At 66.5% G+C, this 14,875-nt stretch carries 11 protein-coding genes and 1 tRNA gene; 6 read left to right on the forward strand and 6 right to left on the reverse strand.

The window, feature by feature from the left end; genetic code table 11:
- The coding region (gene hemA / locus ACXJKR_RS09690; protein WP_457322673.1) for a glutamyl-tRNA reductase at positions 1-896 on the reverse strand (896 nt) is incomplete at its 3' end.
- A 55-nt stretch (positions 897-951) separates the two neighbouring features.
- Between hemA and ACXJKR_RS09695 the strand changes: the two genes are divergently transcribed.
- Entirely contained in the window at positions 952-1,227 is a 276-nt protein-coding gene (locus tag ACXJKR_RS09695) for a hypothetical protein (protein ID WP_457322674.1), read from the forward strand.
- Here ACXJKR_RS09695 and miaB read toward each other — a convergent pair.
- Positions 1,217-2,572: a tRNA (N6-isopentenyl adenosine(37)-C2)-methylthiotransferase MiaB gene (miaB, locus tag ACXJKR_RS09700; RefSeq protein WP_457322675.1), complete on the reverse strand. Its 1,356-nt coding sequence runs from the start codon at positions 2,570-2,572 to the stop codon at positions 1,217-1,219. The genes ACXJKR_RS09695 and miaB overlap by 11 nt on opposite strands.
- Positions 2,569-2,946, reverse strand: a complete 378-nt coding sequence (locus tag ACXJKR_RS09705) for a hypothetical protein (protein WP_056203424.1) — start codon at positions 2,944-2,946, stop codon at positions 2,569-2,571. Before ACXJKR_RS09705 ends, miaB begins: the two co-directional genes overlap by 4 nt.
- 312 nt (positions 2,947-3,258) lie before the next feature.
- Between ACXJKR_RS09705 and ACXJKR_RS09710 the strand changes: the two genes are divergently transcribed.
- Complete coding sequence (locus ACXJKR_RS09710) at positions 3,259-4,080, forward strand: Crp/Fnr family transcriptional regulator (protein WP_457322681.1); 822 nt, start codon at positions 3,259-3,261, stop codon at positions 4,078-4,080.
- A gap of 29 nt (positions 4,081-4,109) precedes the next feature.
- On the opposite strand, the gene pepA is transcribed toward ACXJKR_RS09710, so the two are convergent.
- From pepA to ACXJKR_RS09725, 3 genes are all read right to left on the reverse strand, one after another.
- Entirely contained in the window at positions 4,110-4,901 is a 792-nt protein-coding gene (pepA, locus tag ACXJKR_RS09715; RefSeq protein WP_457322676.1) for a flocculation-associated PEP-CTERM protein PepA, read from the reverse strand.
- Between the two features lie 165 nt (positions 4,902-5,066).
- Positions 5,067-5,143 (reverse strand) — tRNA-Met (locus ACXJKR_RS09720).
- A gap of 54 nt (positions 5,144-5,197) precedes the next feature.
- On the reverse strand, positions 5,198-6,844 hold the full coding sequence (locus ACXJKR_RS09725) for a rhamnogalacturonan acetylesterase (RefSeq protein ID WP_457322677.1): 1,647 nt from the start codon (positions 6,842-6,844) through the stop codon (positions 5,198-5,200).
- 120 nt (positions 6,845-6,964) lie between these two features.
- Between ACXJKR_RS09725 and ACXJKR_RS09730 the strand changes: the two genes are divergently transcribed.
- The 4 genes from ACXJKR_RS09730 to ACXJKR_RS09745 all read left to right on the forward strand — a co-directional run bounded on the left by ACXJKR_RS09730 (position 6,965) and on the right by ACXJKR_RS09745 (position 14,751).
- On the forward strand, positions 6,965-8,317 hold the full coding sequence (locus tag ACXJKR_RS09730) for a hypothetical protein (RefSeq protein WP_457322678.1): 1,353 nt from the start codon (positions 6,965-6,967) through the stop codon (positions 8,315-8,317).
- A 376-nt stretch (positions 8,318-8,693) separates the two neighbouring features.
- The gene (locus ACXJKR_RS09735; protein ID WP_457322679.1) at positions 8,694-11,840 is read left to right on the forward strand and encodes a TonB-dependent receptor; all 3,147 of its coding nucleotides are present in this window, start codon (positions 8,694-8,696) and stop codon (positions 11,838-11,840) included.
- A gap of 95 nt (positions 11,841-11,935) precedes the next feature.
- On the forward strand, positions 11,936-13,768 hold the full coding sequence (locus ACXJKR_RS09740; protein ID WP_457322680.1) for a rhamnogalacturonan lyase: 1,833 nt from the start codon (positions 11,936-11,938) through the stop codon (positions 13,766-13,768).
- Complete coding sequence (locus ACXJKR_RS09745; protein WP_200955331.1) at positions 13,765-14,751, forward strand: glycoside hydrolase family protein; 987 nt, start codon at positions 13,765-13,767, stop codon at positions 14,749-14,751. The genes ACXJKR_RS09740 and ACXJKR_RS09745 overlap by 4 nt, the downstream gene beginning before the upstream one ends.
- The last annotated feature ends 124 nt before the right edge of the window (positions 14,752-14,875 follow it).

The following is a 14,875-nucleotide window of genomic DNA, read 5'->3' on the forward strand; positions in this document are numbered from 1 at the left end:
ACCGTATAGAGATAGACGTCGTCCAGCTGGGCGACCTCGGGCTCGATGTCGCGCGGCACGGCCAGGTCGACCATGAACATCGGGCGGTGCTTGCGTTTCTTCAGCGCCCGCTCGACGGCGCCCAGGCCGATCAGCGGCAGGCTGGAGGCCGTGCAGGAGACGACGATGTCGAACTCATGCAGGCGCTCCGGCAAGTCGGCCAGGCGCATGGCCTCGGCGCCGAAATGGGTGGCGAGCTTCTCGCCGCGCTCAAGAGTCCGGTTGGCCACGGCCATCTGGCGCGGTGTCTTGGCCGCGAAGTGAGTCGCGGTCAGCTCGATCATCTCGCCGGCACCGACGAAGAGCACGCGGGTCTTGGCCAGATCCTCGAACAGCTGGCCGGCCAGCCGCACGGCGGCGGCGGCCATGCTGATGGAGTGGGCACCGATCTCGGTGGAACTGCGCACCTCCTTGGCCACCGAGAAGCTGCGCTGGAAGAGCTGGTGCAGCGTGGTGCCCAGCGCGCCGGCGTTTTCGGCCTCGCGCACGGCCTGCTTCATCTGGCCGAGGATCTGCGGCTCGCCCAGCACCATGGAGTCCAGGCCGGCCGCGACGCGGAAGGCATGGCGAGCGGCATCGCTGCCCTGCATCACATAGGCATGCTCGCGCAAGGCGCCGGCCTGCACGCCGCCGGCATCGGCCAGCCAAGCGATGGCCGGTTGCACCAGGGTCGACGGTGCGGCCACATAGACTTCGGTGCGGTTGCAGGTCGACAGGATGGCCGCCTCGGGCGTGCCGGACAGCTTCTGGCGCAGGCCGGTCAGTGAAGGGGCGAGCTGCTCGAGCGTGAACGCAAACCGCCCGCGCAGATCGAGCGGGGCGGTGTTGTGGTTCAGGCCGAGAGCAAAGACGGACATGGGCGTGAATTGTAGGATTCGCGGCTTTTCCGCATCTGACATCGGTCAAGCCCGAATGAGCCCACTTGACGCCTTTTGGCACATCGCGAATCTCTTTGCCCCAGCCTGGGGGCTGGCGGCGCTACTGGCGTTGGCGATCAAGGGCCTGTGGCGGCGGGTGGCGAAGCCTCTGGCGTGGCAACGGTTGTGGGCCTGGGGTGCGGCGGGCGGCACGGCGGCCACCATCGCCACGCTGATCCTGCTGGGCCGAGATGGCCGCATGGCGGGCTATGCCTTGCTGGTGCTCGGCGTGGCCTTGCCGCAATGGTGGCTGCTGAGTTTCAAGCGCTAAGCACGTCTTCCGTCGTCACGACCTCGCCGCGCAGCGAATGCGCGAAGGCCGTCGTGATGCGCACATCGACCAGCTGGTTCATCAGCCGCGGCGAGCCGGGGAAGTTGACGATGCGGTTGCACTCGGTGCGGCCCATCAGCTCCGAGACGTCCTTGCGCGCATTGCCGGTGACAAGCACCTTCTCGACCTTGCCGACCATGCCTTGCGAGATGGTGATGGCATGTGCCTCGATGGCCGCCTGCAGCTCCTGCAGCCGTTTGACCTTGACCTCGTAGGGCGTCGTGTCTTCCAGCGCCGCGGCCGGCGTGCCGGGGCGGGGGCTGAAGATGAAGCTGAACGAGGCGTCGAAGCCGACGTCGTGCACCAGCTTCATCAGCCTGGCGTGGTCTTCGTCCGTCTCGCCGGGGAAGCCGACGATGAAGTCGCTGGCCAAGCGCAGGTCCGGGCGGATGGCGCGCAGCTTGCGCACAATGCTCTTGAACTCCAGCGCCGTGTAGCCGCGCTTCATCGCCATCAGGATGCGGTCGCTGCCATGCTGGACGGGCAGGTGCAGGTGGTTCACAAGTTGCGGGATCTTGCCGTAGGCCTCGATGAGGCGGGGGCTGAACTCGTTAGGGTGGCTGGTCGTGAAGCGCAGGCGGCGGATGCCGGGGATCTCGGCGGCGTATTCCAGCAGCAGGGCCAGGTCGGCGAACTCAGGCGTATCGCCCATCTTGCCGCGGTAGGCGTTGACGTTCTGCCCCAGCAGGTTGATCTCCATGACGCCCTGGTCAGCCAGGCCGGCGATCTCTGTCAGCACGTCGTCAAACGGGCGCGAGACCTCCTCGCCGCGGGTGTAGGGCACCACGCAGTAGCTGCAGTACTTGGAGCAGCCTTCCATGATGGAGACGAAGGCCGAGGCACCCTCGACCTTGGCCGGCGGCAGGTGGTCGAACTTCTCGATCTCGGGGAAGGAGATGTCCACCTGCGGGCGGCGCTGTTCGCGGCGGGCATCCAGCATGGCGGGCAGGCGGTGCAGGGTCTGCGGGCCGAACACGATGTCCACGTAGGGTGCACGCTCGATGATGGCCGCGCCTTCCTGCGAGGCGACGCAGCCGCCGACGCCGATCATGACGCCCTTGGCCTTCAGGTGCTTCACGCGGCCGAGGTCGCTGAAGACCTTCTCCTGCGCCTTCTCACGCACCGAGCAGGTGTTGAACAGGATGAGGTCGGCCTGCTCGACATCGGTCGTCGGTTCGTAGCCTTGGGCGGCGCCCAGCACGTCGGCCATCTTGTCCGAGTCGTACTCGTTCATCTGGCAGCCGAAGGTCTTGATGAAGACCTTTTTTGTCACGACCTCGCTCATGGCTTGCTCCAGGTCTGGTTGCCCGGGTTGAACTGCCAGGTTGCCGACTCGGCCGGCGTCGTCGGCCAGGGTTTGTTGGCGATCTCGGCCGGGTTCAGCAGCCAGACGTCCATGATCAAGCCGCTGTTCTCGACCGTGTAGTGCACGATGAACTTCTGGCCGGTGATGGCGCCTGGCTGCACCAGCAGATTGGTGTCGCCTTTGATGCGGCTGCCGGGTGCGAGGCGCGCGTACTTGCCGTTCAACAGCACGTCAGGGTGCTGGGTGACGACGAGTTCGCCACGCAGGGTCTGAGGCGTGAAGAAGCGGTGCGTCTGGGCCTGGGCGGCCAGACAGCTGACGGCCAGCGCCAGCGGGAGTGCACAGCGGTACATGGTATGTGTCCAGTGGCTGCGGTTGGAAATGAAAACGACCCGGGAGTGCCCCGAGCCGTCGGGCTCGGCATGACGAGCCAAGCGCCCGCCATTGTAGCGACGGGACCGGTTGAGCTTGGTGGCGGCTCATGCGCGGCAGTCCCCGGCATGGAAAGGATTCGGCAAATTTTTCAAGCTGGCCGCGTCGGCATCCCTTCGGTGCAAAGACGGGCAGGAAATCCTTGCCGCTGCCTGAGGCGGGAACGGCCTTTGCCAATTGAAATGTTGGCAGCCGCCTGTCCACCGCGCCCAGAGCGCATACACGGCTTGAACATGAAAGATTTACCCACCCTCCATGCCGCCGATGAGAGCTCGACCGCGGGAGTTCACGCCCGAGCCTGGCTGCAGGACGACGTGGAGGAAGGTATCCGGCGCGGAGCGGCGTACGCGGGCGACTGGCGATACAACCGACTGTTGGCAGCGTTGCTGCCGGAGCACCGCCAGAGGTGGCTGGCGCAAGCGGAATGGGTCCACCTGCGCCCCGGCCAGATGCTTCACGAAGCGTCTGCCTTCATCCAGTGGGTGTACTTTCCGATCACCGCGCTGGCGTCGCTCTCGGTGCCGGATCGCGCGGGCGCCTGCGCCGAAGTGGCGACAGTTGGCCGCGAAGGTGTCGTGGGTCTGCCGCTGATCGATGGCAACTACACGCGCAGCCGCGCCGTGGTGCACATGCCGGGCAAGGCGCTGCGCCTGCGTGCCTCTGCCGTGGCCGAGGAGTTCGCGCGCCACGCCACGGTACGCCGGCTGCTGCTGGCCTATTCGCAGGCCCTGGTCGCCGAGATCATGCAGACCGCCTTATGCAGCCGGCATCATGGCCTGGAGCAGCAGCTCGCGCGCCTCATCCTGCTGCGGATGGACCGCCAGCAGTCCGATGAGCTGACCCTGACCCAGGAGTCCATGGCCGGCATGCTGGGCGTAAGACGCGAGAGTGTGACGCTGGCTGCAGCTCGGCTGCAGCAGGGGGGCTATATCCGCTATGCGCGGGGCCATATCACGGTACTGAATCGCAGCGGACTAGAGACGCGCACCTGCGACTGCTATCACACCATCCACCGCGAGTTTGAGCGCTTGCTGCGGCCCCGCCCGGTCTACTGACGCCGGGGCTGGCCCCGGCGTCCCTTGCGTCAGCCCTGCTTGCGCTGGCGACGGTAGCCGAGGAAGCCTGCGGCAGCCAGGCCGCACAACAGCATGGCAGTGCTGCTCGGCTCGGGCACCGGCGCAAAGTTCAGCGATCCGCCGCCCTGGCGAATGCGGAAGCAGCCCGCGAACGGCTCGACCTGTGACGGCGTGTTGGAGAAGGCCGTCAGTGCGACCGAATAGAAGGGATTGGGCAAGAAGAACGTCGGCTGGTTCAGCGCCACCGTCAGCATGGCGTTGGCCGAGGGGCTGAAGGTGCCGCCGCCGGTCGGCACCGTCAGCACGCTGCCCGAGATCAAGGCACCGCTGGCCAGGGCCACCTCACTGCTGGCTGTTTCGGTGGGCGTGTTGCCACTGAAGCCGAAGGTCGCTGTGCCGTTGTAGCCGTACAGCGTGTAGGTCAAGGTCGTGAAGTTGCCGAAATTGAACGTCGTGGTCGGATCGTTCGTCGTCGTGCCGGTACCGGTGAAGGCGAGATACAGCCCGTAGTCGGTGTTCAAGCCGGTGGGTGTGAGGGCGTTGCCGCCGAGCTGGAAGCCGGTGACGGGCAGATAGCCGGTCTCGGTGAAGTTGCCCAGTGCGTCGATGGTGACGGTGGAATAGTCCGAGATCAGGATGTTGTCGGCCGTGAGCGACGCGCCGTTCAGCCCGACCGCAGCAGGGTCGAGGGTGAACGAAGGCAGGGCCGCGGAAGCGGCGGCACAGACCGTCATCAGCGCGATGGCGACTGAGGCGCCGTGCAGGATTGGAAACCGCGACTTGCTGGGGTTGAGCATCATGCGAACTCCTTGCTGGACCGCCCACACCATGCGGGCGTGCGGCAGTACAGCAGTCGCATGGAGCGGCGTCTGCGCGCGCACTCAMACATGCATCCCCAACACTGGTGGATCTGGACCCGACCAAACGAAAAGCCCGCACAGCGTGAGCTGTGCGGGCTTGGTATTTGGTGGCGCTTCAGGGACTCGAACCCCGGACCTGTGGATTATGATTCCATCGCTCTAACCAACTGAGCTAAAGCGCCTGAGCCGGCTATTCTAAGCGAAGTTTTTGGAGGCTGGCAAGCAGTCGCGAAAGATCACAGCGTGGGCTCGCGCAGATAGGCCTGCAGCGGCTTGCCCGGCAGGCGCTTCAGGCCCTCGACGACCCGGGTGGCGTTGAACACGGCGCCGGCGTCATTGGTGTGGGTGCGGGCGTCGGCGAAATAGGCGTCGACGCGCTCGGCACCGATGACGCGATAGGCCTCGGTCACCAGCATCGTCAGGTCGATGAACTGGGCGCCGTTCTCGCGTGCCACTTGCTCGCCCCAGGCGGCGTAGTTCTCGAAGTCGCGCGGCTGGCCCGCCTGCCAGCGATCCTTGTGCGGGATGGGCGACAACACGACGACATGGGCTCCCTTGGCCTTCGCATCGTTGATGTAGCGGGCCAGGTACCAGCCGAAGCTCTGCACCATCTCCTTGCTGCCGTCAGGCCGCGTGTCCTCGACCGCCTCCGGGCCGATGCCGGGCACCGAGCCGCGGTTCTTGCCGGCCGGGTCGCCGATGCGGGCGCCGTCGTTGTGACCGAACTGGATCAGCAGCGTGTCGCCGGCTTTCAGCTGGTCCAGCACGGAAGCCCAGCGGCCTTCGGTGAAGAAGGTGCGGCTGCTGCGGCCGCCGATGGCGTTGTTGACGACGTTGATGCGCTGGGTGTCGAAGAAGGGTGCGAGTCGCTCACCCCAGCCATAGGCGCCGTTCTGGCCACCGCTGCGCACGGTGGAGTCCCCAATCAGCACGAGGCTGGGCAACTTGGGATCGCGAGGTGCTTCGACCTTGACCTTGCGGGCGTCGACGACGGGCCGGTCGTCCGAGCCGTCGGGCGCGAAGCGGCGGGTGTAGACGGCGTCCGGCAGCACCTTGTTCTGGATCAGCCCGGCGATGACGAGCTGCGCGTTGACCGCCGCGCCGAGCCAGTTGGTGTGTACGGTCTCCTGCGGCGTGTCGGCAGGGAAGAGCTTCTCGACCGTGGCCTTGCCGAGCGCCTCATAGCGCAACGCGCCCCATTCGTTGAGGTCGATGAAGGCCACGCCCTCCTGCCTGGCCACCTCGGCGGCCCAAGCCGCGAAATTACCGCCTGCGCGCATCACCTTCACACCATCCACCTCCCAGCGCTTGCGGATCACTGGGGAGCAGATGACGGGTGTGGCGCCGGCCGCGCGGATCTCGGCGATGTAGCCGCGCAGGTAGGCGCCGTAGGTGTAGACCGTCTCCGGCTTGCCGGTCAGCAGGTTGTCGATGTCTTCCTTCTCGGGCCCGATGCCGCGCAGCACGCCGCGGGCGCGGCTGTTGTCATTGACCGGGCTGGCATCGTTATGGCCGAACTGCATGACCACCCAATCGCCTCGCTTGATGAAAGGCTTGGTGCGGTCCCAGTGGCCGCTCGTGCGATAGGTGCGGCTGGAGAGGCCGCCCACGGCGCGGTTGACGACGTTGATCTTGTTCGTGTCGAAGTAGGCGGCGATCGGGTTGCCCCAGCCCCACTGACCTTCGGCTCCCTTGCCCTGGCCGTCGTCCTGGCCATTGCGCACCGTCGAGTCGCCGATGAGGATCAGCGACGGCAGTTCGGGCTTGGCTGGCTCGGGCAGCTTGACCTGGGCGCGGGCGGGGTCGGTGCTGGCGGTGAAGGTCTGGGCCTGTGTCAGGGGCAAGGCGAACAGTGAGAGCAAGGCGATGAGCGTGCGGATCATGGCGCGCATGCTAGGAGCAGGCCGGGCCAGGACGGCGCAAGTTCTTGAGCGATTGAGGCCCAGCAACATCGCGCAACAGAGCGAGTCCTAGAGTCGCGCCACTTCTACCGGGCACCCATCATGTCGCTTCGCCAGACCTCCCTGCTGCTGTGCCTGCTGTTGGCCACGGCGTCCACCTGGGCACAGATCGGCCAGCGCTTCCCGTCCGAGAAGCGCGTCGTGCCCGACCCCGTCACCGGCGCGCTGCTGACCTTCCTGACCACACAGCCGCGCGGCGACTCCAAGATCTACCCCAGCCATCCGCAGTGGACGGCCGACGGCCAGTGGCTGGTGTTCCGCTCCAACCGCGTCAAGGGCGAAGCCATCGCCGTCAACGAGGCCAGCGGCGAGATGGTGCAGGTCACCGAGGGCGGCTACGACGGCATGCTCAACCTCGCGCAGTCGGGCGGCAACAAGCTCTATTTCCTGCGGCCCGACAGGAAGGGCGCCCCCAGGGCCATGCAGGCCATCGAGGTGGACCTGGACCGCGTCTTCGCCGACAGCCGCGCCGGCATGATCAAGCCGGCCAGCAGCTACCAGCGCGTCATCGGCACGCTGCCGCCCGAACTGGAAGCCGTGGGCGACAACGCGCTCGACGCGGACGGTCAGTGGTTCTACTTCCGCATCCAGGGCAAGGCCTACGCCGGCGCGCGGCTGCCCGCCGGTACCAAGATCGAGCCACCTTTCGGCCCGCGCGGCATGGGCGCCGGCCCGCATGCCATCGGCAAGATCAACGTGCAGACGGGCGAGATCCGCCACGTCGTCTCGGTGCCCTTCCAGATCGGCCACATCCAGAGCAACAGCTGGAACCCGGGCGAGCTGGTGTTCAGCTGGGAGACGGGCGGCAAGTCGCCGCAGCGGACCTGGACGGTCAAGGGCGACGGCACGGGCCTGCGGCCGCTCTACCCGGAAGCGCCGTATGAATGGGTCACGCACGAGGCCTTCATCGGCAAGGACGAGGTGGCGCTGGCCATCATGGGCCACCGCGCTATTCCCGGCGTCGTTGATCCGAGCCGGCCGGCCGCCACCGACGTGGGCGGCGCCAACCCCGGTCAGGACGCCGCCTGGGGCGATGCCGGCACGCGCGAGAAGCCGACGGGCCTGGCCATCGTCAACCTGCGCACGCGGGAGATGACGATTGCGGGCCAGACACCCTCGGGCAGCGGCTTGTGGCATGTCCACGGCTCGTCAGACGGGCGCTTTGCGGTTGGCGACGACTTCAGCCGCAGCCTCTACCTGATCGACCGCAAGACGCGCGAAATGATCCTGCTGACCACCGGCCACAAGACGACGGCGCGCGACCACCCGCACCCGACCTTCAGCCCGGACGGCAAGAAGATCCAGATCCAGTCCGCCATGCTCGCCGCGGACGGACGCGAGATGAATATCTGCACCGTGCCGGTACCCCAGGCTTGGGTCGAGCGCAAGCCGTGAGCTTGTACGCTGACGGTTCGACGCCAATATTCAAATATTGATATTCGATTCGTTCGAATGAAACCGTCGCGGGCGGGTTTGTTGATATTGAAAATCGGGCGCCATATTGCCTAACGCTCAAATTGCCGGCACGCGGCTGGCGCATGGCCGCATCACTGGCCATTGGGCCGTTGCGCGCTCAGCCGCTGGGCCGGGTTAATCAGGAATTTGAGCGAATCTGCGCCTTTCAAGGGTTTTTGCGGAGTCAAAGCAATCACGGTCGTGATTCTTTGCCGGCGTGTGAACACAGCGCAAAACCGGCCCCTAGACTGTCTTCGGGGCATTAAAGAGAGCCTTTTCGAGTTCTCCCCGGTTGATATTTTCGGAGACAGACAAAATGCTGAAGAAGATTCACGGTGGTTCGCCGGTTTCGCGTTGGACGCCGCTGGCCCTGGCTATCTCGGCGGCCCTGGCCGRCCAGGCGCACGCCCAGCAGCCCGCCGCGCCGGCTGATGCCGCTTCGGCACCTGCGGCCGCCGACAAGGCCAAGGCCCAGCAACTCGACACGGTCACCGTCACCGGCATCCGCCGCTCCATCCAGAGCGCCATCGACCGCAAGCGCAACGCCTCCACCGTCAGCGACAGCATCGTTGCGGAAGACATCGACCAGTTCCCGGACAAGAACGTCGGTGAGGCGCTGTCGCGCATCACCGGCGTGCAGCTGTCGCGCTCGTTCGGCGAAGGCTCGCAGGTCTCCATCCGCGGCGTTGAGCCCAACCTGAACCGCGTCGAGATCAACGGCATGTCGGTGCTGGGCACCGCCGGCACCGCGGGCCGGGGCGCCGAGCTGCGCGAGCTGGCGTCGGAGCTGATCGCCTCCATCGACGTCATCAAGGGCTCCACCGCCGACCTGACCGAAGGCGGCATCGGCGGCACGGTGCGCATCACGACGCGCAAGCCGCTGGACTTCACCAAGCGCACCATCGCCGGCACGCTGTCGGCCGAGCAGGGCAGCCTGCGCGGCGGCACGCAGCCACGCGGCACGCTGCTGCTGGCCGACAAGTTCCTGGACGGCAAGCTGGGCCTGATGGCCAACCTCGTTTACGACAAGATCTACACGCGCGGCGACTTCTCGCGCAACACGTCCTGGGCCTTCCTGCGCGACTGGGACTTCTCGGCCGACAAGACCCTCACCAGCCTGAACGCCAACGCCGCGGCAGTCACCACTTCGGCCGGCTGCAACAGCCTGGCCGCCGCCGACCAGGCGCCCTGCCGGAGCCAGTGGTTCGACTACTCGCCGCGCATCTCGCGCTACGGCATCTGGACCCGCGACCACGAGCGCAGCTCCGCCGAACTGACCGCTCAATACCAGTTCACCAAGGAACTGGACGCCTACGTGAGCTACCAGGCCAACACGCAGGCGCAGCGGCTCAACGACATGAACTACGGCACCGACTTCTCGGCGGTGACGCGGCTGAACTCGGCGGGCAATGCGCCCGTCTACTCGGCCACCGGCGTTCCGTCGGGAGGCACCTGCGTGGCCGCGCCGGCGGCCGCCACGCCGGCCGGCATGACGGTGGAGAACCACCACGTCACGCAGTTCACGGTGGGCAACTGCCTGAACGTGGCCGGCCAGGGTGGCCAGGGCGCGTTCAGCACGTCGGCACGCGATTTCGCGTTGGACGTCAAGTCCAAGTACACCTCCGCGGGCTTCAAGTTCAAGAACGACAAGTGGCGCGTCGAAGGCCTGCTGGGTGACTCCAAGTCGGACTACAAGAGCGAGAGCAACAACATCGTGCTGACGCAGAACGCGCCCGGCCTGGTCGTCAAGCTCGACGCCAACCACCTGCCGCAGTTCACCTTCCCGACGGCCTACAGCCCCGACAACGCGTCGTCCTATGTCCAGGCCCAGCTGCAGTACCGCCCCTCGGCCACGAAGAACACTGAGCGCCAGGGCAAGCTGGACTTCCAGTACAACTTCGACCACAACTTTTTCCAAAGCCTGTGGTTCGGCGGTCAGATGCGCGAATCCACCTCGCGCCAGTACAACGGCGGCGGCTACCTGGTGCAGAACAACGGCAGCCTCGCCGCCACCAACGAGGCGGTGGACATCAACGCCCGCACGGCCAACGTCAACCAGACCCTCATCTGGGACCCGCTCTACACCGGCGCGGCACAACGCCCGAACGACGCGCAGACCTTCATCAACAGCGGCTTCAAGACGTCTTATGTGACCGGCGCGCGCATGCAGGAGGTCGTCAACACGATCCGCACGAAGTCGCCCGGCACCTTCATGGGCGGCTATGGCGACGTCTCTGGCGTTCCCACCAACTGGACGGCCCCGAGCTACGCGGCCACGGTGGCATCGAACATCTTCGATACCAGCGATTTCTCCCACAAGTACCTGTACGAGACGCCCGGCAGCGACGGCAAAACCTATCCGCAGATCCCGGCCTTCGACATCACCGAGAAGATCAAGTCGGGCTATGCCCGGCTGGATTGGGGTACCGAGATTTTCGGCCTGCCGCTGGACGGCAATGTCGGCGTTCGCTACACCCGCACCGACGTTACATCGACCGGCTTGCAGGTGGATCGCACCTGCGATCCGGCCGCTGTGTCGACCTGCTCAGTCCTTGTGAACAGCAACAAGGTGGTGTCGCTCAGCAACAGCTATAACGACGTGCTGCCCAGCCTGAACGCCACGCTGCAGTTGCTTAACGGCAAGCTGTTGGTGCGCGGCGGTGCGGCCAAGGTGATGGCGCGTCCGGCGATCGACCTGCTGGCGCCCAACGTCACCTGCACGACCGGCAGTGGTAGCCCCGCGCGCCCTGGCGGCGACGGCACCGACGACTGCACGGCCGGCAACCCCGACCTCAAGCCCTACCGCGCCACCAAGTACGACCTGAGCCTGGAGTACTACCCCAGCCGCGACACGCAGGTCAGCCTGGCCACCTTCCGCACCGAGATCGGCACCTATGTGCGTACCGGCGTCTACCGGCCGAGCGTGAACTTCTACGGCGACGGTCGGCTGTTCGACGTGACCCAGGCCGTCAACGGCGAGGGTGCCAAGACGCAGGGCATCGAGCTGGCGGGCCGCACGGCCTTGTCCTTCCTGCCGGGCTGGCTGGGCAACTTCGGCGTGGATGCCAACTACACGCGCATGGCGTTCAGCTACGCCAAGGGCAACGAACTCATCAGCCCGCTGGACAACTCGGTTCTGCCTTACCCAGGCATGTCGAAGAATTCCTACAACCTGGGCCTGTGGTACGACGACGGCAACTTCAACGCGCGCCTGGCCTACGCTTATCGCGACAAGTACTACACCGGCGGCAACGACGTGTCGGGCAATCCCAACTTCAGCGACAAGACCGGCTACCTGGACGCCAAGATCCAGTGGAAGGCGACGAAGAACTTCACGCTGGCTCTGGAAGCCAAGAACCTGACCAACCAGGCCGAGCTGACCTATGCCGGCGACCTGGGCCGGCCCAACGAGCTGGCCTGGTCGGGCCGCCGCTACTACGTCACACTGGGCTACAAGCTCTGACCTGAATTGGACTCCCGGGCCGGCATGGCCTCTGTGTTGCGCTGATCGCGCACCGGCCCCCGCCTCCGCTGGGGCCGCTTTTTTTGACCGCCACCATGAGTCTTCTGCGCCATCTCCTCGTCTGCTGCCTGTTGTTGGCCGGCGTTGCGCAAGCCCAGCCCAGGCAGATGGAGAGGCTCGACCGCGGCGTCGTTGCGTTGACGACTTCGTCCGGCGTGTTCGTCAGCTGGCGCCTGTTGGGCACGGAGCCAGCCGGGGTGCGTTTCAATGTCTACCGCGATGGCAAGCGCATCAACCACGAGCCGCAGGCGCTGACCAACCTGGTGGACGCGCAAGGCCGCAGCGACAGCCTCTACACCGTGCGCGCCGTTGTGGGCGGCCAGGAGCAGCCCGCGTCCACCGCCACCGCGCCGTGGAGCCAGCCCTATCTGCGTGTGCCGCTGCAAAAGCCCGAAGGCGGCGTGACGCCCGACGGCGTGGCCTACCGCTACGAGGCCAACGACGGCGCGGCGGCCGACCTGGATGGCGATGGCCAATACGAGCTGATCGTGAAGTGGCAGCCCACCAACGCCCACGACAACTCGCACAAGGGCCATACCGGCCACACGCTGCTGGACGCCTACAAGCTCGACGGCACGCGGCTGTGGCGCATCGACCTCGGTCAGAACATCCGTGCCGGTGCCCACTACACCAGCTTCCTTGCCTACGACTTCGACGGCGACGGCAAGGCCGAAGTGGTGATGAAGACGGCCGACGGCACGGTGGATGGTGCGGGCAAGGTGATTGGCGACGTCAAGGCCGACTACCGCAACGAGGCCGGCTATGTGCTGGCCGGGCCGGAGTTCCTGACCGTGTTCAACGGCTTGACCGGCGCTGCCATGGCCACTGTGGACTACACACCGCCACGCGGTGACGTGGCCGCCTGGGGCGATGCCTACGGCAATCGCGTCGACCGCTTTCTGGCCGGCGTGGCCTACCTCGACGGCCAACGCCCCAGCGCGGTGTTCTCGCGCGGCTACTACACCCGCGCCGTGCTGGCCGCCTGGGACTGGCGCGATGGCAAGCTGACTCAGCGGTGGGTGTTCGACAGCGACGCGGATGCTGCGAGCAAGCCCGCTGCGGGCCAGGGCGCGCATTGGTTCTCGGTGGCCGACGTCAACGGCGACGGCCTGGACGACATCATCTACGGCGCTGCCACCATCTCTGGCACCGGCAAGCTGCTTTACAGCACCGGCCTGTGCCACGGCGACGCGCTGCACGTCAGCGCCTTCGACCCGGCGCGCGAGGGCCAGCAAGTTTTCATGGTCCACGAGACTCCGCGCTGCTACGGCGAGCATGGTCTGGAAATGCATGACGCCGCCACGGGCAAGCTGCTGTGGAGCATGTCCGGCAAGAACGCCGACGTAGGCCGCGGTGTCTGCTTCGACATCGACCCGGCCTACCCCGGCGCCGAATGCTGGGGCTCGGTCGGCGGCCTGATGAGCGCGGGCGGCAAGCTCATCAGCGAGCAGCACCCCAACCGCTACAACTTCGCCATCTGGTGGGACGGCGACCTGCTGCGCGAGTCACTGGACCACGTCGCCATCGACAAGTGGAACCCTGCCAGCTTCACGTTCGAGAACGTGCTGAACGGCAAGAAGTTTGGTGCGGCGTCCAACAACGGCACCAAGGGCAACCCGGTGTTGTCGGCCGACCTGTTCGGCGACTGGCGCGAGGAAGTCGTCTGGCGCAACGAGGACAGCACGGCCCTGCTGGTCTTCTCGACGGCCGTGCCGACTGAGCACCGCCTCGTCACGCTGATGCACGACCCGCAATACCGCGTGCAGGTGGCCGCGCAGAACGCCGGCTACAACCAGCCGCCGCACACCAGCTTCCACCTCGGCCACGGGATGAAGCCGCCGCGCTACCTGCCCATCACCACGCCATGAGGCTGGTCGCGCTGTTGCTTGTTGCGCTGGCCGGCTGCGTCAGCATGGAACCTGCGCCGCGGCCGCTCTACCGCGACCCGGTGCTGGACGGCGCGGCCGACGTGTCGCTCGTCTTCAACCGCGGCCTGAAGCGCTGGGAGATGTTCTACACCAACCGCCGCGCGACGCTGCGGCTGGACGACCCCAAGGACGTGACCTGGGTGCACGCCACGCCCATCGGCATCGCGACGACGGACGACGGCAACCGCTGGCGCGCGTCGGGCGAGGCGAAGTTCCCTGCCGAGTGCACCGGCGCCACGCTGTGGGCGCCCGAGATCCAGGACTTCGACGACGTGTACCACCTGTGGCTCACCATCGTGCCCGGCGTGCACAAGAGCTGGACGGGCGAGCGGCGCATCGAGCACCTCACCAGCACGGACCTGCGCAACTGGACCTGCGCCGGCAAGGCGGAGCTGGGCTCGCCCAAGGTCATCGACGCATCCGTCATCCGCGCGCCGCAGGGCGGCTGGCGCATGTGGTTCAAGGACGAGCAGGCCGGCAGCAAGCTCACGGTGGCTGACAGCCCCGACATGAAGACGTGGACCGTGCGCGGCCCGGTCAGCCCGCTGCCCGGTGAAGGGCCGACGGTGTTCCAGTTCGCCGGCAAATGGTGGCTGGTTGCCGACCTGTGGAAGGGGCTGCTGGTGCTGCGCTCCGACGACGCCGAGCACTGGCAGGAGCAGCCCACGCGACTGCTGGCCGGCATCGGCGAGCACCCCACCGACCGCGCCAAGGGTCAGCACCCGGGCGTCACCGTTGTCGACGGCCGGGCTTACCTCTTCTACTTCACGCACCAGAGCGGCGAGCCTGAAGCGAAGGCCGACGACCGCTGGCACCAGCGCACCGTCATCCAGGTCGCGGAGATGAAGCTGCAGGACGGCTGGCTGACCGTGGACCGCAACGCGCCACCGCCGGACCTGCGTTCCGCATTCAAGGCGCGGTGAAAGGCCATTCATGAACACAGCCACCGAGGCACAGAGGCACGGAGGCAGACGCACTTTCTCTGTGCCTCTGTGGCTCTGTGGCTGTGTCCTGTTCTTTGCGGGAACTGTCCATGCGGCGCTGGAC

Source organism: Roseateles sp. P5_E11, assembly GCF_054049355.1.